The following is a 17,411-nucleotide window of genomic DNA, read 5'->3' as shown; positions in this document are numbered from 1 at the left end:
CGCGCCGCGACGCTCTCACGTATCGTCGTTACAATGGAACACGGCCCACGGCGGCGGCACCCACGAGAACGAGGGAAACCGCAGGCCGAGGGGTGTTCCCCGAAGTTTGAGGCAGCCGAGACCATCACGCCTCGGCTCGTCATGATCGACCGCTGCGAAAGGGCGTAAGTGGCAGCCGCAAGAACCGCAACCCGAAGCGGGACGAAGACAGCGACCGCAGCCGGCGAGCCGGCCGACGAGGCAGCCACCGGCGCGGCGAAGCCCGCGGCGCGCAAGACCGCCACCAAGGCGGCAGGCGCGAAGAAGGCCCCGGCGAAGAAGGCTCCGGCCAAGAAACCCACCACCAAGGGTGCCAAGGTCGAAGACGGCGACCCGGAAGACGGTCCGGTAGACCTCGACGAAGCCGACCTCGAAACCCCGGATCTGTCCGACCTGGAAGAGGTCGAGGTGGACGTCGTCGACGCGACGGTCACCGAAGACACCGAAGAGGACGCCGAGTCCGACGAGGACGCCGAAGAGACGCCCCCGCGGCGCCGCACGGTGGCCGACAAGAACGCCGGAAAGACCTCCGACAACCCGGACTTCGTCTGGGACGAGGAAGAGTCCGAGGCGCTGCGCCAGGCCCGTAAGGACGCCGAGCTCACCGCTTCGGCCGACTCGGTCCGCGCGTACCTCAAGCAGATCGGCAAGGTCGCCCTGCTGAACGCCGAGGAGGAGGTGGAGCTCGCCAAGCGCATCGAGGCCGGGCTCTACGCCGCCGAACGCGTCCGCAACGCCGAGGAGGAGGGCGAGAAGCTCGTCACCCAGATGCGGCGCGACCTCAAGTGGATCGTGCGCGACGGTGAACGGGCGAAGAACCACCTCCTGGAGGCGAACCTCCGGCTCGTGGTCTCGCTGGCCAAGCGCTACACCGGCCGCGGCATGGCGTTCCTGGACCTGATCCAGGAGGGCAACCTCGGCCTGATCCGCGCGGTCGAGAAGTTCGACTACACCAAGGGCTACAAGTTCTCCACGTACGCCACCTGGTGGATCCGTCAGGCGATCACCCGCGCGATGGCCGACCAGGCCCGCACCATCCGTATCCCGGTGCACATGGTCGAGGTCATCAACAAGCTCGGCCGTATACAGCGTGAACTGCTGCAGGACCTCGGTCGCGAGCCCACTCCCGAAGAGCTCGCGAAGGAAATGGACATCTCCCCGGAGAAGGTCCTCGAGATCCAGCAGTACGCCCGTGAGCCGATCTCGCTCGACCAGACCATCGGCGACGAGGGCGACTCGCAGCTCGGTGACTTCATCGAGGACTCCGAGGCCGTCGTCGCGGTCGACGCGGTGTCGTTCACGTTGCTGCAGGACCAGCTCCAGTCGGTGCTGCAGACGCTGTCCGAACGTGAAGCCGGGGTGGTGCGGCTGCGGTTCGGCCTCACCGACGGTCAGCCGCGCACGCTCGACGAGATCGGCCAGGTGTACGGGGTGACCCGTGAGCGCATCCGGCAGATCGAGTCGAAGACGATGTCGAAGCTGCGTCACCCGTCGCGTTCGCAGGTGCTGCGCGACTATCTGGACTGATTTTTTTCTTTCACGGACACGAAGAACCCCGTCACCTGGTGGCGGGGTTCTTCGCGTCCGGTGTCGAATCGCGGCCCGGCCCGCCCGTTCGACGCGTGGGTATGACAAAACCTCACGTCACCAAGAACCTCGACCGCTACGGATCCGCGGAACTCCCCTGGAGCCGCGCGCGGGCCGTCCGCGCCGAGGACACCCCGACCGCCGACCTGACTTTCTTCGTGACCGGTCCGTGAAGGCCTGGCGGATTCACATGGTGGTTGCAACACGCATTGTTTGTTGGTCTGAGAGTAGTGCTTCGAGGGCTTCGGCGGGTGTGTGCCAGCCGAGGGTCTCTCGGGGTCGTCCGTTGAGTTCGGTGGCGACGCGGGCGAGGTCGGCTGGGGTGTGCTGGGTGAGGTCGGTGCTTTTGGGGAAGTATTGGCGGAGCAGGCCGTTGGTGTTCTCGTTGGTGCCGCGTTGCCAGGGTGCGTGAGGGTCGCAGAAGTAGATGTCCAGGCCGGTGGCCAGGGTGATCTGCTGGTGGTGGGCCATTTCTTTGCCTTGGTCCCAGGTCAGGGACTTGGCCAGCAGTGGTGGCAGGGTGTGGATGATCTCGGTCATGGCGTGAGCGACGGTGGCGGCGTCGCGTCCGTGGGGCAGGTGCAGCAGCATCACGAACCGGGTCGAGCGTTCGACCAGGGTTCCGATCGCGGACTTGTTGTCCTTGCCCAGGATCAGGTCGCCTTCCCAGTGCCCGGGGACCGCGCGGTCGGCGGCCTCGGCGGGCCGGGCGGAGATGTTGACCATGTCCTTGAGCCCGCCGGGGGTGCGTTCCCGGCGGGCCTGGGCCTGACGGCGTGGCATCCGCAGTGCCCGCCCGGTCCGCAACGCGGCGGTCAGTTCGCGGCGCAGCGCACCCTTTCCCTGGACATACAAGGATTGGTAGATCGTTTCGTGTGACACCCGCATCTCCGGCCGGTCGGGGAACTCCAGCACCAGTCTCCGGGAGATCTGACGCGGGGACCATTTCCGGTCCAGTCCGGCCTGCACCACCTGGCGCAACGAGGCGTCCGCGGCCAGTTTCGCGACCTTCGGGCGTTTCGCGCGTTCCTCAGCCGCGTGCTGGGCACTGACCGCCCGATAGGCACCGGAGGTGCCGGTGTTACGGGCCACCTCGCGTGACACCGTCGAGGCCGGGCGGCCGATCACCCGCCCGATCGCGCGAGGCCCCTGCCCCGCCGCGGTCAGGCAGGCGATCTCTTCCCGCTCGGCCAGGCTTAACCGGACCGGACCAGGCCGGGTGGGTGCGTTACCGATCACCCCGCCAGCCTGCCGGAACAACCGCACCCCCGTCGTCGGGGACAAGCCCACCGCCCGGGCCGCCGGCTTCGCCGCCACCCCGGCCCGGACCCGATCCCAAAACGCCACCCGCACCGACCGCGGCAACCACCGATGAACCCGCACCACCACAACCCCGCCCTCCATCAGACGGTGTTGCAACAACCCCATGACTCCGAGCCTCCTTGAGGGACCCAGGGTCCCTCAAGGAGGCCTTCACGGACTTGATGGCCGCGCCCGGAGTTGTTCGTGCGCATCCGGCAGATCGAGTCGAAGACGGTCACGAAGAACCCCGTCACCTGGTGGCGGGGTTCTTCGTTTTCGGGGAGGTTGGAAGAACATCTCTCTTCCTTCCAGGAGCCTTCATGAAGATCGGCATCGGCCTCCCGAACCAGGTCCGTGACATGCGCCCGGCCGTCCTGCCCACCTGGGCCGCCCGGTCCGAGGAAGCCGGGTTCTCGACCCTCGGCACCGTCGGCCGGATCGCCTATCCCGGCGTGATGGACACCGTCGCGCTCGCCGCCGCCGCGGGCGCGACTTCCCGCATCGGGTTGATCTCCAACGTCCTGCTCGGCACCGTCTGGCCGCCCGTGTTGCTGGCGAAGGAGATCGCCGGGATCGACGGCGTCTCCGGCGGGCGGCTCACCCTCGGCGTCGGCATCGGCGGGCGGACGGACGATTTCGTCGCCGAAGGGCTCGGTCCGAAGGGACTCGGCAAGCGGATCGACGCCGACCTCGAGGTCTACCGCGACGTGTGGGCCGGCGAGCCCGTCGGCGGCGGGGACAACGCCGCCGTGCCGCCCGGGACTCGCCAGGTTCCGTTGCTGTTCGGCGGTTTCGCGCCGAAAGCGCTGGCAAGGATGGCGAAGTGGGGCGAGGGCTACGTCGGCGGATCGATGCCGCCCGAGATGGTTTCCGGGGCGTTCGAGCAGGCCCGCACCGCCTGGCGGGAGGCCGGTCGCGAAGGCGAGCCGCGGCTCGTGGCGATCACCTACTTCGCCCTCGGCGAGCCCGACACCGGACGCGCGAAGGTCCGCGACTACTACGGCAACATGGGTGCCGAGTCGGCCGAGTTCATCGCTTCCGGCGTGCGCACCACCCCGGAAGCGGTCCGCGACGCGGTGAAGGCCTTCGGCGACATCGGCGCGGACGAGCTGATCTTCAACCCGGCCACCGACGAGCTCGACGACATCGCCAGGCTCGCCGAGCTCGTCCTGTGACTCAGGGCCTGCCGGTCAGTGTCGTCCACGGGACGTGCACGGTGACCCGTTCCCGGAGTTGCTCGTTCATCAGCCACAGTTCCCCGGTGGCAGGCCAGTAGGAGAGGTTCTGGCTGTTGACCGGCGCCTGCCCGGACAGTCTCGACGTCGTGGTGCCGCCGACCCCGCCGTGCAGACAGGACGGATGATCGCCCGCCACCCCGGCGTACTCCGGGCAGACGCCGGTCATCACGAAATATCCGTTGCGCGACACCGCTCCCTGCATGCCCCACACCGGCGACACGAACCCTTCCTTCGCGTGCACGGTCCCGTCGGCCGACAGCTTGGGCAGACCCGTCGCGCGTTCGAACGGCCAGCGCAGCACCCGGCCCCCGGCGGCGTTGGGCACGTGTTCCGCGGTCACGATCGAGCCGTCGCCGTGGTCGAAGGACATCGTCGCGAGACACGGCCGCACCCCGGGAGCGCCGGTGCAGGATCCGCCGCCGGGGTACCAGTAGGCGCCGATCTGCGGCATCGCGTAGTCGTAGAACGCCGCGTGGTACTTGCCGTCCGTGCCCTTGCCGACGACACCGGAGCTGTCGTCGACCTTCCAGAAGCGCGTCGTGTCGAAGACCCGGACCACTCCCCCGGTGGTCGCGACGAACAGCCGGTTCCCGATCCAGGTCATCCCGTGCCCGTGCCCCTGCACGACGGCGAAGTTGTCGTCCGACGTCGGCTCGACCAGCAGCACGTGGCGGTAGCCGAGCCCGGTCGCGTCCACAAAGGACAGCCGGACCATGGTGTCGCCCGGGGTGTGCCAGGAGGCGGCCACGACCCGTTTGCCGCCGACCTTCCCGGTCGCGGCGTCGGCGTCCCCGGAGCCGGTGAGGCCCTGCGGGATCCAGTCGTTGGTCTTGTCGTCGTTAGCGTCCTCCCAGCAGAATCCCGCCGGTTTCAGCGCCGCCGCGAGATGGGTGCCGTGGCACAACGGCCGCGCCGACCGGTTGGCCGACGACAGGATCTCCGGCAGGCCGCGCGGCGGGAGCTTGGCCTCCAGTGCGGCGATCCGCGCGCCGTAGACGTCGAAGCTCGAACCCGGCGTCCAGCGGAAGCCGTCGACCGTGGCCGCGTCCAGCCGAGGGAAGGCGGCCGCGGCGGAGGCGACCCCGGGAACGAACGCGAACACCAGCAAGAGTGAAGCGAGAAGTCCCAACCTCTTCATGCCCGCGAGCGTCCCGGCCACCCGCATACGTTCGATACAAACCGCGTCAGGACACCGAAACCCCGCGCTCGGCCAGCGATTCCTCGACGCGCAGCCGTTCGATCCCGCGGTCGAACCCCTCGGGCAGCTTGTCCAGCCGGTGGTCGACCTCGACCTCCCGGCAGGCCTGGACGAGCAGCGCGTCGTACGCCTGCCTGGTGCCGTGCCGCCGGACGGCCGAAGCGCCGGGAGGGAGTTCGGCCAGCAGCCGGTGCACCCGGCGGAGATCGGCGGCGAGTTTCTCGATGGGCGGGCCCGCCGGCGGCTCCGGTTCGCGGCGGCGGCGCCACCGGCGCACCACCACGGGCACTTTCAGCGCGCACCAGAAAAGGGCCGACGGCGCCACGGCGACGACGGAGTACAGCAAGACAGGCACGGTGGCCATGACCCATGGTAATCCCGCACGGAGAGCCGGAGAAGCCCGCGAATCCGGCTATATTCGCGACTGTGCTGACCGAGAGCTACCGCTATCCGGACACCGGCGACCACGTCACCGGCACGTTCATCCGACGGCACGAACCCTACGACGGCTATTGGACGGCAAGCGAGGACCGCGCGCTCGGGAAGGTCGCCGGACAGCTCACCGCCACGCTCGGTGCGCGGGCCGGGATCAAGGCGCTCGACGCGGGCTGCGGCGAGGGCCGCCTCCTGCCCTGGGTCGCCCGGTTCTCCGCCGACGTCACCGCCGCGGACCCCGACCAGGAGAGGCTGGCCAAGGCACGCGAGACCGTCGTCGAAGACACCCGGTTCTCCTTTACCGCGTCGCCGATCACCGAACTGGACGGCGGCCCGTACGACCTCGTGGTCTGCAGTCATGTCATCCAGCACGTGCCGACGTCGGACGTCGCGCCCATCCTGCGGCGGCTGGCCGGGCTCACCGCGCCCGGCGGCGCCCTGGTGCTGGCCTACAGCCGGTCACCGATCGGGCAGGGCGCCTTCAGCCTCGACAGTGTCGAAGGCGGCGAAGTCCGTTCACGCCGGATCGGCCGCGAACAGTTCGACAAGGCCTTGCGTGAGGGTGAGGGGCCGGCGCTCCCGGTCCGGTATCTCGATCCGGCGGAGGTCGCCGCCGAAGCCGCCGAAGCGGGCTGGCGCACGGAGTGGGAGTGGACCTATCACGTCCTCGACGACCTCGGCCCCGCCGACGAGCACGTCGACCGCGACGAACTGGTCAACGCCTCCGGTCCACTGCGCCGCCACCTCGGCCGGGACCTGGTCACCCTGCTGCGCCGCGAACCCGCATGACCGCGGTCCTCCTCAGCTTCGCCTGGGCGGTCCCGCTGTCGGAGCGGGAGGCGGGGAAGGTCCTGGACGGCGGCCGGGATCGCGGCCTGCTGACCCACCTCGACGGGAAACTCGGCGAGGAATGGACGGCCGCGGAGAACTTCCTCACCAGCTACACGACCCCGCCGCTACGGCGGGTGCTGCGCAAACGCACCGGGGGTTCCCGGCTGGCGATCCGCCTCGGCGCGCTCAGCCTGCCGTGCGAACTCGTCGTCACCTGGCATCCGAGCTACCACGCGATGACGCTGATCCTCACCACCACGGTCACCGCGCCGACGGCCGACCGTCCCGCCGCGGAGTTCGATCTCGCCATCGCCGTCCTGCAGAGCCTCCAGGGCCGGGAGACGGCGAACGGGACGGCCGGACTGCACGGCGGCTACGGCGAGAAGACCTTCCCCTCGCTCCTCAAGGCCGTCACCCACATCTTCGAGGACCTGACCAAGGGCTGCGGGCTCACCGAAGGGCTCAGCCGCAAGGGCTGGTGTGTCGAACTGCGGTCCCACGACGGACATCCGCCCGCGCAGCGGGTCGCCGCCGACCCCCGGCCGTTCTACGGGATGGCGACCAGCGACGAAGGCTGGCGGTTCGTGCCCCGCGAGGTCGCCAGGGAGGCGCTCGGCCCGTCCTGGGGGACCCGGTCCTTCGTCGCCGCCTACACCATGGCGGGCGGCATCGTCTGCCTCAACAGCAAGGATTCCGAGTACGTCGAGCACCAGGACGAGCTGATGCGCGGCCCGTTCGGCGAGGCCGAACCGTACTTCGGCATCGACAGTGACGTCGGCGGGCTTGACCACGGGATGCTCTTCATCCTCGAACGGGTCCTGATCCGGATGGCGCTGGCCGACCAGTGGCTGCGCACCGCCCAGCACGAGATGCGGACGCTGGCGGGGAAACAGAAGGCGGCGAGCCGCACCCGGCTGCTGCGCGGCTCGCTCGACGACATCCTCGAAATGCTGCATTCGGTGCTCCCGCCCGAAATCGATTCGCTGGAGCGCCGCCTGGTCACCAGCATGGGCGTGGAGCGGATCATCGCCCAGCTCGACCGCCAGGCCGAGGCGATGGACGAGGAGACCCGGTACACCTACGAGAACACGGTGAGCGCGCGGGTCACGCGGCTCACCGTGGTGACCGTCGTGCTGACGATCGTCACCATCGTCCTCGGTGTCCTGCAGGTGGTCGTGTCACTCTGATCCGCCGTCGCGGCGTTGTTTGCGGGCACGCTCGGCGAACAGGACCGCCACGCCCGCCGCCACCATCAGCGCGCTCGCCACGAGGTGCGTCCCCGGCGGGAGCAGGTGGAGCTGGACGAACCAGCTCGGCCCGGAGCCGCCCATCAGCCGGTTGATCAGCCCTCCCGCGCCCTGGACCAGCAGCAGGATCCCCACCACCTCGATCATCGCCGCGCTCCTTCCGGACGGTGGGCCTCTTCAGGGTCACTTCCAGCCCGGTCGTGACGCGGGGTGAACTGCTGCCACAGCGGGCCGGTCGCGAACCAGATGGCCGTCACGACCCCCAGCCGCGGCAGCCACCCCCACAGCGGCGCGACCTGCTCGGTGTCGCCGACCAGGAAGATCAGCCCGAGCAGCACCACCGCGGCGAGCGCGCAGGCCGCCACGCATTTCCCCCAGTCACGCCATTCGGCGCGCAGCTTCTCCCGGCCGTCCGGCTTGCGCGGCGGCGGCCCGCCCGCGAACCGGTGGGCGAACCGCACGTCGGCCCACTTGATCATCGAGTGCCCGAACACCACGCTGAAGCCGAGGTAGACCGCGGCAAGGCCGTGCACGAAGTTCGCCTTGCCCCCGTCGCGCAGGTCGATCACCGTCCCGGCCAGCACGACGAGGTCGATCACCGGCGTGAGCAGCAGCAGGACGACGCTCGTCCGCCGCAGTTTGAGCAGATAGCGGGCCACCAGGCCCGCGGCGATGGCGACCCAGAAGGCGATCTCCCCGCCGGCGACCACCGCCGCGATGGGGTTTTCCTCGATGAAGTCCCAGATCTTGTTCACGGTCCGAGTCTTGCCCGCGCGGCGACGCGGCCGCGTCGGTGATCGGCACGACAGCACCGTCATCACTTCGTAGGACCCCGGCGCGCGCCGGGGTGTGCTGGGATGGACGGGTGTCCTCGTTGGTGCCGCGCCTGACCCATCTTCCCGAGTGGAAGCAGGACGCCGTCATCGCAATCGGCACCTGGGTACTGGGTCTGCTGGTCTACCTCAGCGGGATGCAGGTCCTGCTCAACGGCCGCGACGACACCCCGCTCTGGATCCGGCTGACCGAGCTGACCGTGTTGTGCGGTCTGGGAATGCTGCGCCGCAAGGTCCCCTTGGGACTGTTGTGCGCGCTGGTCGTGGTCGGCGTGGACGTCGCGCTGGGCACCTCGCTGCCGATCATCCTCGTCTTCACCGACTTCCTCTACGCGACGACGCTCTACGGTTCCCGGCGCGTCAGCCGGGTGATGATCGGGGTCGCCGCGCTCGGGACACTCGCGGTGGTGGGCCTGGCGCTGCTGATGTCCTCGCAGTGGCGGACGGCGATCCTCGCCGCGTTCTCGCTGCTGCCGTTCCTGATCACGCCGGTGTGGTGGGCGGCGACCGTGCGGCAGCAGCGGGACGTCGCCGACACCGAACGGGCGAACGCGGTGCAGCTGGCCACGATCGGCGAGCTGGACCGGCGGGCCTCCGTGGCGGGGGAACGCTCGAAGATGGCGCGGGATCTGCACGACGTCATCGCCGGGCACCTCTCCGCGATCGCCATCCAGTCCGAAGCGGCGTTGTCGATGGCGGAGGCCGACCCGAAACTGTCCAGGACGGTCCTGGAATCGGTGCGGGAGAACAGTGTGAGCGCGCTGGAGGAGATGCGCGCGATGATCGGGCTGCTGCGCGCCGATCCGTCCACAGGGGACCCGGAGATCGAGCCGACGGCGCCGCCCCGGCTGGCCGAACTGTCCAAACTGGTCGAATCGGCGCGGGCGAGCGGGCTGGCGGTCGAGGTGGTCTCCGCAGTGGACGAAACGCCGCCGCTGCCCGCCGCGGTCGATCTGACCGCGTACCGGATCGCACAGGAGGCGCTCACCAACGCGGCGAAGCACGCCGCGGGCGGGCGCGCCGTGCTGGGCATCCGCGTGCACGGCGGCATCCTCACCGTCGAAGTACGCAACGATCTTCGTCCCGGCTCCGGTTCGGGCGACGACGGCGGGACCGGACTCGGCCTGCTGACCATGCGGGAGCGCGCTGCCGCGGTGGGCGGCGTCCTCGCCGCCGGGCCGTCCGGCGGTGGCTGGCTCGTCCGCGCCGAACTGCCTCTGGAGGGGTCTTGACCATCAAGGTGCTCGTCGCCGACGACCACGGCGCGATCCGGGCGGGGCTGATGATGATCCTCGGCAACGCCGAAGGCATCGAGGTCGTCGGCGAGGCCGCCGACGGCGCCACCGCCGTCCGCCAGGCGAAGGCGCTGAAACCGGACGTCGTGCTGATGGACGTCCGGATGCCCGGCGTCGACGGCATCGCGGCCACCCGGGAACTGACCACGGAGGGGCTGTGCGAGGTCCTCGTGCTGACCACCTTCGACCTCGACGAGTACGTCCACGCCGCGCTGCGGGCGGGCGCGGCCGGGTTCCTGCTGAAGTCGGTGGAGGCTTCGCGGCTGGTCGAAGCGGTGAAGCTGGTGGCGGCGGGCGAAGGGGTGCTCGCCCCGCAGGTCACGCGGAAGCTGATCACCGCTTTCGCCGCGGGGACGCGGGAACCGTCCCCTGTCCCCGACGGGCTCGGCCAGCTGACCGACCGCGAGCGCGAGGTGCTGGCGTGCCTGGGCGGCGGCCTGTCCAACGCGCAGATCGGGACCCGGCTGCACATCGGCGAGACGACGGTGAAGACCCACGTGTCGCGGGTGCTGACGAAGCTCGACCTGCGGTCGCGGGTACAGGCGGCGATCCTCGCCCAGGAGAACGGGATCACCCTCGAGAGTCCTTGAGGGCCCTGCACCCGGAAGCGCCTCTAGAGGACTATTGCCAGGTAAGGAAATATGGCGTTTCCCGGTGGGGTCACGGACTGACTGACGTAAGCCTGTCCGCGACCCAGGGTGTCCACAAGGGACACTTTTCCGGCTATAGATGTCCGACTTGAGCAGTTTGCGCGGTCTCGCTAGGTGGTCGTGAGTGGCGAGCAGCGTTCTACCCCTCTTTGCCACTCACGACCCTGCCCAGAGCCGTACATGTAGACATAAATCGGACATCGATGCGTCGGAAAATGTCCCTTGTGGACAGTCATGGGCGCGTTTGGGCGGGCGAGCGATGATCAGGAGGGCTGTCGAGGGTTGCAAGGGGGACCGCCGCCCGCTGAGTTCCCACCGATCTGCGGGCCGGGCGGCGATCTTCTAGCGTGACCCTTCATGCGGCGAACTCTGGACGTGGACGAGGTCCTGAAGCGACAGGACTCGGGTGAGCTGAAACGCCGCCTGCGCGGGCGCGACCTGATCGGTTTCGGGGTCGGCATCATCATCGGCACCGGGATCTTCACCCTCGCCGGTGTCGAAGCCAAGACCCACGCGGGCCCGTCGGTGACGCTGTCGTTCGTGCTCGGCGCCGTCGTCGCCGGGATGGCCGCGCTCTGCTACGCCGAACTCGCCTCCAGCGTGCCGACAGCCGGAAGTGCCTACACCTACGCGTTCGCCACCCTCGGCGAGACGTTCGCCTGGATCATCGGCTGGGATCTCCTGCTGGAGTTCGCCCTCGGCGCGGCTGTCGTGTCACGGGGCTGGTCCGGCTACCTCGCGAACCTGATGGGGCTCTCCCCCGAATGGTTCGGTGAAGACGCGAAGGTGAACATCGGCGCGGTCGTGATCATCGCCGTGCTGACCGTGATCGCCGTCATCGGGATCAAGGAGTCGGCGCGGGTGACGAATCTGCTCGTGCTGGTGAAGGTCGCGGTCTGCGTGCTGATCCTCGCGGTCGGCGTGTTCTACGTCCGCGGTGAGAACCTCACCCCGTTCATCCCGCCGGCCCAGCCGCCGACGGAGACCGCCGGCGCCCTGCATCAGCCGATCGTGCAAGCCGCGCTCGGCCTCGAACAGTCCGTCTACGGCATCGCCGGGATGGTCACCGCCGCCGCGGTCGTCTTCTTCGCCTACACCGGGTTCGAGGCGCTCGCCAACCTCGGCGAGGAGACCGTGAACCCCAAACGGGACCTGCGGGTCGGCATCCTCGGCGCGCTCGGGGTCTGCGCGCTGCTCTACATCGGGGTCTCGCTGGTGCTGACCGGGATGGTGCCGTTCGCCGAGATCGACGCGGGCGCCCCGCTCGCCGACGCCTTCGACCGGGTCGGTCAGCATTGGGTGGGCGCGCTGATCTCGCTGGGCGCGGTCACCGGGCTGACGTCGGTGATGATGGTGGAGCTGGTGACGATCGGCCGGATCGGGTTCGCGATGGGCCGCGACGGGCTGCTGCCGAAGAAGTTCGGCACGGCGCATCCGCGGTGGGGCACACCGCACCGGATGACCATCGCCGGTGCCGTGCTGATCGCGACGCTGGCCGCGTTCATCCCGATCTCCGAACTCGCCGACATGGTCAGCATCGGCGCGCTGTCGGCGATGATCATCGTCGCGGTGGCCGTCCCGGTGCTGCGGAAACGCCGTCCGGACCTCGAGCGCCCGTTCACTGTGCCGTTCTCGCCGTACCTGCCGATCGCGGCGGCGGTGGCGTGCTTCTACCTGATGCTCAACCTCGACGTGATGACCTGGCTGCGGTTCGCCGCGTGGCTGCTGCTCGGCCTGCTGATCTACGTCTTCTACGGGCGCAAGCATTCGCGTTTCGCCGAACCGGCCGAAGACGTCAGCTCCACAGACCGGCCGACGTGATCGCGGCGGCGACGGCCCCGGCGTCGCCGCCGTCGACCACGATCAGCATCCGGCTCAGCGCCGCGGCCACCCATTCGACCGGCTGGTCGTGCGATCCGTTGTCCCCCAACGACGGATAACCGTCCATAATGGACAGCAAGGTTCCTTCGGTGCCGATCCGCAGCCCGGTCACCAGGACGAAATGCGCGGCCGCCGGACGCCAGCGCGACGACCACAGCGGCGGGACCCCGGTGTCGAGATAGTCGAGCAACGCCCGCTCCGGGGTGTCGTGCGCGCCGAATTCGGCCGGATCGACCTCCGCGATCACCGCGACCCGCGGGAGCCGCCACAGCGCGGTCAGGAGCATGAACAACGTCCTCGGCGTCCAGTCCCCGGTGGCGGGTACCGCGGCGAGCTGTCCACCCGACAGTGTCCCGATCGCCCGGGCGAGCCCCTCCATCGTGGTGCCCGCCAGCGCGGCGACCTCGTCCTGGCCCGCGACGTCGAACCCCGCGGCGCGCAGGGCGGCCAGCGCGGTGAACGGCCCGGCGAGCCCGTCCCGCTGCGGAAGTTCGGCTCGGGCGACGGCGACGAGGTGCTCGCCGCCGGGGAGCCGGCGCGGCCCGGACACGGCCTAGTAGCGCCAGAGGTGCGCGGCGATGACCTCTTCGGTGCTGCGGTCGGCGGCCCACGCGGCGTCCGAGGCCCGGACGGCGCGGAACGCACCGAGAAGCTCGTTCCCCAGCGCGCCCGCGACCCTGGGCGAGGCGAGGAGGGCCGCGTCCTGCGCAGCCGGGTTCTCCGGCAGGCGGACCACTCCCCGGCTCTCCCGGTCGCCCTCGGTCCAGCCACCCGGATCGGTGCCGATCGGTTCCGGGGCCACCAGGGCGTCCTCGATCCCGGCCATCCCGGCGGCGAGGACGGCGGCGAGCGCGAGATACGGGTTGGCCGAGGCGTCGGAGGTCTTGAGTTCGACGTTCGCGTGCGCGTCGCCGAGCAGGTCGGAGCCCGGCACGTAGCGAAGCGGGGCCTCGCGGTTCTCGACGCCCCAGAAGGCGTACGCCCCGGCGAAGTAGCCGGGCCGCATCCGCAGCGTGGAGGGGACGCTGGGCGCGGTGACGGCGGTCAGCGCGGGCAGGTCCCGCAGGAGGCCCGCCAGGTACGCGGCGCCGTCGCCGCCCGGAACGCCGTCGCCCGCGAGCAGGTTGCGGCCCTTGCGGCGGACGGAGGTGTGCAGATGCCAGCCGTTGCCCGCCGTCCCGAGGCCGACCATCGGCGCGAAACTCACGACGAGCCCATGGGCGTGCGCGGCGGCGTGGATGGTCTGCCGGGCCAGCAGCTGGTCGTCGGCGGCGGACACCGGATCGGTGGCGGGCAGCGAGAGTTCGAGCTGCGCCAGGCCGTACTCGGCGTGCAGCTGGCCGAGGTCGAGGCCGTTGGCGGCGAAGTCGTGCAGCAGCGACGCGATGAACCCGTCCAGCGGGACCAGCGCGTGCGGGCTGTAGGCCGGGCCCGGATGTCCCGGCGAGCCGACGATGCCGGGGCTCCCGGCGGGCGCGACGGCGAACTCCAGTTCGTAGCCCGCCCGGAACTCCAGGCCCCGCTCCGCGGCGATGGCGACCTGACGTTCCAGAACGCCGCGCTGGCAGTACGGCCAGGGCGAGCCGTCCGCGGTGATCTGCCGTCCGGGTGCCCAGGCGAGCGCGGGCTGGCCCGCCAGCCGTCGGAGGCGTTCGAGCACCGGGACGAGCCGGACGTCGCCCGAAGGCGTCGCCAGGCCCGTATGCGCGAACGTGATCGCGTCGTGGCTGTCGAAGACCGCGAACAGCGACGTCACGCCGACACCCCGGGTCGCCGCGTTCGCCAGCCCGGCGATGGGGACGATCCGCGAGCGCGGGATGCCGTTGTTGTCCGCCCACGCCAGGTGGACACCGCTCACCCCGGCCGCGGCGAGGTCCTTCGCCGCCGCCGATGCCGCCTTCGTCATCGGCTCAGTATCCCGGTCGGGGCGGCGCCGGGCCATCGGGTCACGCGGGCGGTTCGGCCGCGGTCCGGTCGCGTTTCTCCGGCGAGCGCAGCGCCACGCCGGCGACGACGGCCAGCGTGCCGAGCGCCTCGGGCACCGTCGGGACCTGCTTCAGCCAGAGGAAGCCGATCACCCCCGCCGTGACCGGCAGCAACGCCAGCAGCAGCGCGAACCGCGCCTGCCCGGCCCGGCGCAGCACCACCTGGTCGAGCGCGTACGGCACGACGGTCGACAGCACACCCACTCCGATACCCAGCAACAGCAGACGTGGCGAACCCCACACCGCGCCGGTGCCGAAGGCCAGCGGGGACAGCACCACGGTGCCGACGGCGAACCCGACGGCCAGCCCGTCGATCCCGGTCCCGCCGACCGCGACCCGCTTCCCGAGCAGGATGTACCCGGCCCAGGCGGCCGCCGCGCCCAGCGCGAAGAGCACGCCGAGCAGGCTGCCTTCGAGCCGGACGTCCGCGATGGCCACCACACCGGCCACCACCAGCAGCAACGCGAAGACGTCACGGCGGGTGCGCGAGCCGAACGCCGCGACCAGCACCGGCCCCGCGAACTCCAGCGCGACCGCCGTCCCCAGCGGCAGCCGGGCGATCGCCTCGTAGAACAGCACGTTCATCCCGGCGGTGACGATGCCGAAGGCGCCGGAGAGCAGGAACACGCGCCCGGTCCACGCCGCCCGGGGTGGCCGCCGCCACGCCAGGAGCACGACCGCGGCGCCGAGACAGCGGAGCCAGGCCACCCCCGCGGGGGAGGCGACCGAAAAGAGACCTACGGCGACGGCCGCACCGGCGTACATGGAAATTCCGCTGAGAACGAACAAGACCGGGGCCGGCACGCTCGAAAGGCGCTTCCGGACGACTGCGATACCCACCCCCGCATGGTGCCTGACATGGGAAAAGGCCATGGAACGGGGCGTCATCTCCTACGTTGCGTGATTACGCTACGGCATCCGAGGTAATTACCAGTGACAAATGAGACACCCGCCCGGGAACACTTGCGGGCCGCCAAACGTCTGGAAGAGTGGAAGCACGAACACGGCGGGGCCGGGAACGAACGTTTCCGGCATCAGTGCCGAAGTGGTCGTAGCTGGATCGATGGCACCGGGTCACCGGTGCCGGGACGGAGGGAGACTCCAATGACTTCACCGACGCTCACCCGCCCCGAACTGACCGCTGCCGACCGATGCGACCGGTGTGGAGCTGCAGCCCAGGTTCGAGCCATTCTCAGCACCGGTGGCGAGTTGCTCTTCTGTGGTCACCACGCCCGCGCACACGAAACCAAGCTCAAGGAAATGTCCGCGGACATTCAGCGGTAGCCACCAGTCCACGACCACCCGGCGGCCGGACGCTCCCCTATGGAGCGGCCGGCCGCCCTGTTTTTGGGCGGCGCGCGCCCCTACCGGAAACATACATACAGCGTGTATGTTTCCGCCATGACGACCACCGACCTCCTGGGCGAGACGCATGAGGTGGACCTCGGCGACGCCCGTATCCGCTACCGCGACCGCGGCGAAGGGCCTCCGGTGGTCTTCGTGCACGGCCTGCTGACCAACGGGCTGCTCTGGCGCAAGGTGGCCCCCGCGGTCGCCGACGCCGGCTTCCGCTGCCTGACCCCGGACTGGCCGCTGGGCTCGCACGAGCTCCCGGTCCCCGGCGCCGACCTGAGCCCGCCCGGCGTCGCCGCGCTCATCGCCCGGTTCCTCGAAGTGCTCGGCCTGACCGACGTCACGGTGGTCGCCAACGACACCGGCGGCGCGCTCACGCAGCTGCTCATGACCACCTCCCCCGAGCGGATCGGGCGGGTCGTGCTGACGCCGTCGGACTCCTTCGAGCGGTTCCTGCCACCGATGTTCGCCCCGCTGAGCACGCTGGCGCGGATCCCCGGCGGCTTCGGGCCGGTGATCCAGGCGCTGCGCTCGCGTTCGCTGCTGAAGGCGACGAAGTTCGTGTGGCTGGCCAAGCATCCGGTCCCGGATCACATCCTCGACGCCTACCTGCTCCCCAGCAGACGGAATCCGGCGATCCGCGAGGACGTCGTCCGGTTCGCCGCCTCGATCGACAAGCGCTACACGCTGACCGCCGCCGAGCGCCTGCCCCTGTTCGGCAAGCCCGTCCTGCTGGTCTGGGCGCCCGAGGACCGGCACTTCCCGCTGTGGCTGGGCAGGAAACTCGCCGGTGTCCTGCCGAACGCCGAATTGAAGACGATCGAGGACTCCTACGCCTTCGTGCCGGAGGACCAGCCGGAGCGGCTGAGCGGCATGGTGGTGGAATTCCTGCGTGCCCACGCCACGACGTAGCCAGACCGAGCGCTCGCAGTCGACGCAGACCGCCCTGATCACGGCGGCGCGGAGACTGTTCGCCGAACAGGGCTACGCCGCCGTGCCCGCCGACGAGATCGTCCGGGCGGCGGGGGTCACCCGTGGCGCGCTGTACCACCACTTCGGGGACAAGCAAGGACTGTTCCGTGCCGTGGTCGAGCAGGTCGAAACGGAGATCACCGCGGAACTGCAGGCCGTCCTGCGGGCGGCGGACGATCCGTGGACGGCGGCGCTCAGCGCGCTGAGCCGCTTCCTGGACCTGTGCCTGCGGCCCGAGGTGGTGCGGATCTCGCTCACCGACGCCATCACCGTCCTCGGCTGGCAGGAATGGCGCGAGCTGGAGAACCGGTACGGACTGGGCCTGATCACGGAGCTCCTGGAGGCCGCCGCCGCGGACGGCCGGCTGATCGAGGGGCCCATCCCGGAGCTGGCGCAGCTGGTGCTGAGCGCCTGCGCGGAGGCGGCGTTGATGATCGCGCACGCCGAGGACCCCGACGCGGCGAAGCCCAAGGCCCTGCAAGCTCTGGTGGCCCTGCTGTCCGGCCTCGTGAAGGACCGCGTTTAGTCCTCTGGACGCGGTCCTTGCGCGGGGCAACCACCGCAT

The 17,411-nt window shown here is 70.2% G+C and carries 19 protein-coding genes; 11 read left to right on the top strand and 8 right to left on the bottom strand.

All coding sequences use genetic code 11. From position 1 onward, the window contains the following. Positions 1–168: 168 nt before the first annotated feature. Positions 169–1,566, top strand: coding sequence for an RNA polymerase sigma factor (locus SD37_RS13985; protein ID WP_044850506.1), 1,398 nt, complete (start codon positions 169–171; stop codon positions 1,564–1,566). 101 nt (positions 1,567–1,667) lie between these two features. Beyond that, the gene (locus tag SD37_RS44100; RefSeq protein ID WP_256376579.1) at positions 1,668–1,799 is read left to right on the top strand and encodes a hypothetical protein; all 132 of its coding nucleotides are present in this window, start codon (positions 1,668–1,670) and stop codon (positions 1,797–1,799) included. 13 nt (positions 1,800–1,812) lie between these two features. On the opposite strand, the gene SD37_RS13975 is transcribed toward SD37_RS44100, so the two are convergent. Continuing rightward, a complete protein-coding gene (locus SD37_RS13975; RefSeq protein WP_418189822.1) occupies positions 1,813–3,030 on the bottom strand; it encodes an IS30 family transposase in 1,218 nt (405 codons plus the stop codon). A 218-nt stretch (positions 3,031–3,248) separates the two neighbouring features. Here SD37_RS13975 and SD37_RS13970 point away from each other — a divergent pair, with 218 nt between their 5' ends. Then, a complete protein-coding gene (locus SD37_RS13970) occupies positions 3,249–4,103 on the top strand; it encodes an LLM class flavin-dependent oxidoreductase (RefSeq protein ID WP_044854414.1) in 855 nt (284 codons plus the stop codon). A 1-nt stretch (position 4,104) separates the two neighbouring features. On the opposite strand, the gene SD37_RS13965 is transcribed toward SD37_RS13970, so the two are convergent. Beyond that, complete coding sequence (locus tag SD37_RS13965) at positions 4,105–5,304, bottom strand: hypothetical protein (protein ID WP_236725361.1); 1,200 nt, start codon at positions 5,302–5,304, stop codon at positions 4,105–4,107. A gap of 46 nt (positions 5,305–5,350) precedes the next feature. Next, positions 5,351–5,728 carry a hypothetical protein gene (locus SD37_RS13960; RefSeq protein WP_044854412.1) on the bottom strand — a complete coding sequence of 126 codons (378 nt, stop codon included), beginning with the start codon at positions 5,726–5,728 and terminating at the stop codon, positions 5,351–5,353. A 5-nt stretch (positions 5,729–5,733) separates the two neighbouring features. On the opposite strand from SD37_RS13960, the gene SD37_RS13955 reads away from it, so the two are divergent. Further along, on the top strand, positions 5,734–6,588 hold the full coding sequence (locus SD37_RS13955) for a class I SAM-dependent methyltransferase (RefSeq protein WP_236725360.1): 855 nt from the start codon (positions 5,734–5,736) through the stop codon (positions 6,586–6,588). Continuing rightward, on the top strand, positions 6,585–7,817 hold the full coding sequence (locus tag SD37_RS13950; RefSeq protein ID WP_044854410.1) for a hypothetical protein: 1,233 nt from the start codon (positions 6,585–6,587) through the stop codon (positions 7,815–7,817). The genes SD37_RS13955 and SD37_RS13950 overlap by 4 nt, the downstream gene beginning before the upstream one ends. Here SD37_RS13950 and SD37_RS13945 read toward each other — a convergent pair. Together SD37_RS13945 and SD37_RS13940 are read right to left on the bottom strand one after the other, a co-directional pair. Then, complete coding sequence (locus SD37_RS13945; RefSeq protein ID WP_044854409.1) at positions 7,809–8,024, bottom strand: hypothetical protein; 216 nt, start codon at positions 8,022–8,024, stop codon at positions 7,809–7,811. The two genes, SD37_RS13950 and SD37_RS13945, sit on opposite strands and share 9 nt — an antisense overlap. Beyond that, on the bottom strand, positions 8,021–8,632 hold the full coding sequence (locus SD37_RS13940) for a hypothetical protein (protein WP_044854408.1): 612 nt from the start codon (positions 8,630–8,632) through the stop codon (positions 8,021–8,023). Before SD37_RS13940 ends, SD37_RS13945 begins: the two co-directional genes overlap by 4 nt. A 110-nt stretch (positions 8,633–8,742) precedes the next feature. Between SD37_RS13940 and SD37_RS13935 the strand changes: the two genes are divergently transcribed. From SD37_RS13935 to SD37_RS13925, 3 genes are all read left to right on the top strand, one after another. Continuing rightward, a complete protein-coding gene (locus tag SD37_RS13935; RefSeq protein ID WP_044854407.1) occupies positions 8,743–9,942 on the top strand; it encodes a sensor histidine kinase in 1,200 nt (399 codons plus the stop codon). Then, the gene (locus SD37_RS13930) at positions 9,939–10,595 is read left to right on the top strand and encodes a response regulator (RefSeq protein WP_044854406.1); all 657 of its coding nucleotides are present in this window, start codon (positions 9,939–9,941) and stop codon (positions 10,593–10,595) included. Before SD37_RS13935 ends, SD37_RS13930 begins: the two co-directional genes overlap by 4 nt. Positions 10,596–11,030: 435 nt before the next feature. Further along, positions 11,031–12,476, top strand: a complete 1,446-nt coding sequence (locus tag SD37_RS13925; RefSeq protein WP_044854451.1) for an APC family permease — start codon at positions 11,031–11,033, stop codon at positions 12,474–12,476. Here the strand turns inward: SD37_RS13925 and SD37_RS13920 are convergent. The 3 genes from SD37_RS13920 to SD37_RS13910 are packed head-to-tail and all read right to left on the bottom strand — an operon-like array spanning position 12,451 to position 15,286. Next, positions 12,451–13,086, bottom strand: a complete 636-nt coding sequence (locus SD37_RS13920) for a DUF6885 family protein (protein WP_044854405.1) — start codon at positions 13,084–13,086, stop codon at positions 12,451–12,453. The genes SD37_RS13925 and SD37_RS13920 overlap by 26 nt on opposite strands. A gap of 3 nt (positions 13,087–13,089) precedes the next feature. Next, positions 13,090–14,442, bottom strand: a complete 1,353-nt coding sequence (locus SD37_RS13915) for a type I glutamate--ammonia ligase (protein WP_044854404.1) — start codon at positions 14,440–14,442, stop codon at positions 13,090–13,092. 40 nt (positions 14,443–14,482) lie between these two features. Further along, on the bottom strand, positions 14,483–15,286 hold the full coding sequence (locus tag SD37_RS13910) for an EamA family transporter (protein WP_044854450.1): 804 nt from the start codon (positions 15,284–15,286) through the stop codon (positions 14,483–14,485). Between the two features lie 339 nt (positions 15,287–15,625). Here SD37_RS13910 and SD37_RS43745 point away from each other — a divergent pair, with 339 nt between their 5' ends. From SD37_RS43745 to SD37_RS13900, 3 genes are all read left to right on the top strand, one after another. Then, entirely contained in the window at positions 15,626–15,805 is a 180-nt protein-coding gene (locus SD37_RS43745) for a DUF7455 domain-containing protein (protein ID WP_016332937.1), read from the top strand. Between the two features lie 117 nt (positions 15,806–15,922). Next, complete coding sequence (locus SD37_RS13905) at positions 15,923–16,786, top strand: alpha/beta fold hydrolase (RefSeq protein ID WP_044854403.1); 864 nt, start codon at positions 15,923–15,925, stop codon at positions 16,784–16,786. Beyond that, on the top strand, positions 16,767–17,372 hold the full coding sequence (locus SD37_RS13900) for a TetR/AcrR family transcriptional regulator (protein ID WP_044854402.1): 606 nt from the start codon (positions 16,767–16,769) through the stop codon (positions 17,370–17,372). Before SD37_RS13905 ends, SD37_RS13900 begins: the two co-directional genes overlap by 20 nt. Positions 17,373–17,411 lie beyond the last annotated feature (39 nt).

The sequence above is a fragment of the Amycolatopsis orientalis genome (genome assembly GCF_000943515.2).
Taxonomy (GTDB): Bacteria; Actinomycetota; Actinomycetes; order Mycobacteriales; family Pseudonocardiaceae; genus Amycolatopsis; species Amycolatopsis orientalis.
This window is presented reverse-complemented; position numbering and strand designations above follow the sequence as displayed.

Excerpts from the sequence above, each read along its gene's own strand:
- SD37_RS44100 (WP_256376579.1), top strand. The coding sequence starts at position 1,668 with ATGACAAAACCTCACGTCACCAAGAACCTCGACCGCTACGGATCCGCG.
- SD37_RS13915 (WP_044854404.1), bottom strand. The coding sequence starts at position 14,442 with ATGACGAAGGCGGCATCGGCGGCGGCGAAGGACCTCGCCGCGGCCGGG.
- SD37_RS13965 (WP_236725361.1), bottom strand. The coding sequence starts at position 5,304 with ATGAAGAGGTTGGGACTTCTCGCTTCACTCTTGCTGGTGTTCGCGTTC.
- SD37_RS13950 (WP_044854410.1), top strand. The coding sequence starts at position 6,585 with ATGACCGCGGTCCTCCTCAGCTTCGCCTGGGCGGTCCCGCTGTCGGAG.
- SD37_RS13910 (WP_044854450.1), bottom strand. The coding sequence starts at position 15,286 with ATGTACGCCGGTGCGGCCGTCGCCGTAGGTCTCTTTTCGGTCGCCTCC.
- SD37_RS13975 (WP_418189822.1), bottom strand. The coding sequence starts at position 3,030 with ATGGAGGGCGGGGTTGTGGTGGTGCGGGTTCATCGGTGGTTGCCGCGG.
- SD37_RS13955 (WP_236725360.1), top strand. The coding sequence starts at position 5,734 with ATGGTAATCCCGCACGGAGAGCCGGAGAAGCCCGCGAATCCGGCTATA.
- SD37_RS13945 (WP_044854409.1), bottom strand. The coding sequence starts at position 8,024 with ATGATCGAGGTGGTGGGGATCCTGCTGCTGGTCCAGGGCGCGGGAGGG.
- SD37_RS13970 (WP_044854414.1), top strand. The coding sequence starts at position 3,249 with ATGAAGATCGGCATCGGCCTCCCGAACCAGGTCCGTGACATGCGCCCG.
- SD37_RS13960 (WP_044854412.1), bottom strand. The coding sequence starts at position 5,728 with ATGGCCACCGTGCCTGTCTTGCTGTACTCCGTCGTCGCCGTGGCGCCG.
- SD37_RS43745 (WP_016332937.1), top strand. The coding sequence starts at position 15,626 with ATGACTTCACCGACGCTCACCCGCCCCGAACTGACCGCTGCCGACCGA.
- SD37_RS13905 (WP_044854403.1), top strand. The coding sequence starts at position 15,923 with ATGACGACCACCGACCTCCTGGGCGAGACGCATGAGGTGGACCTCGGC.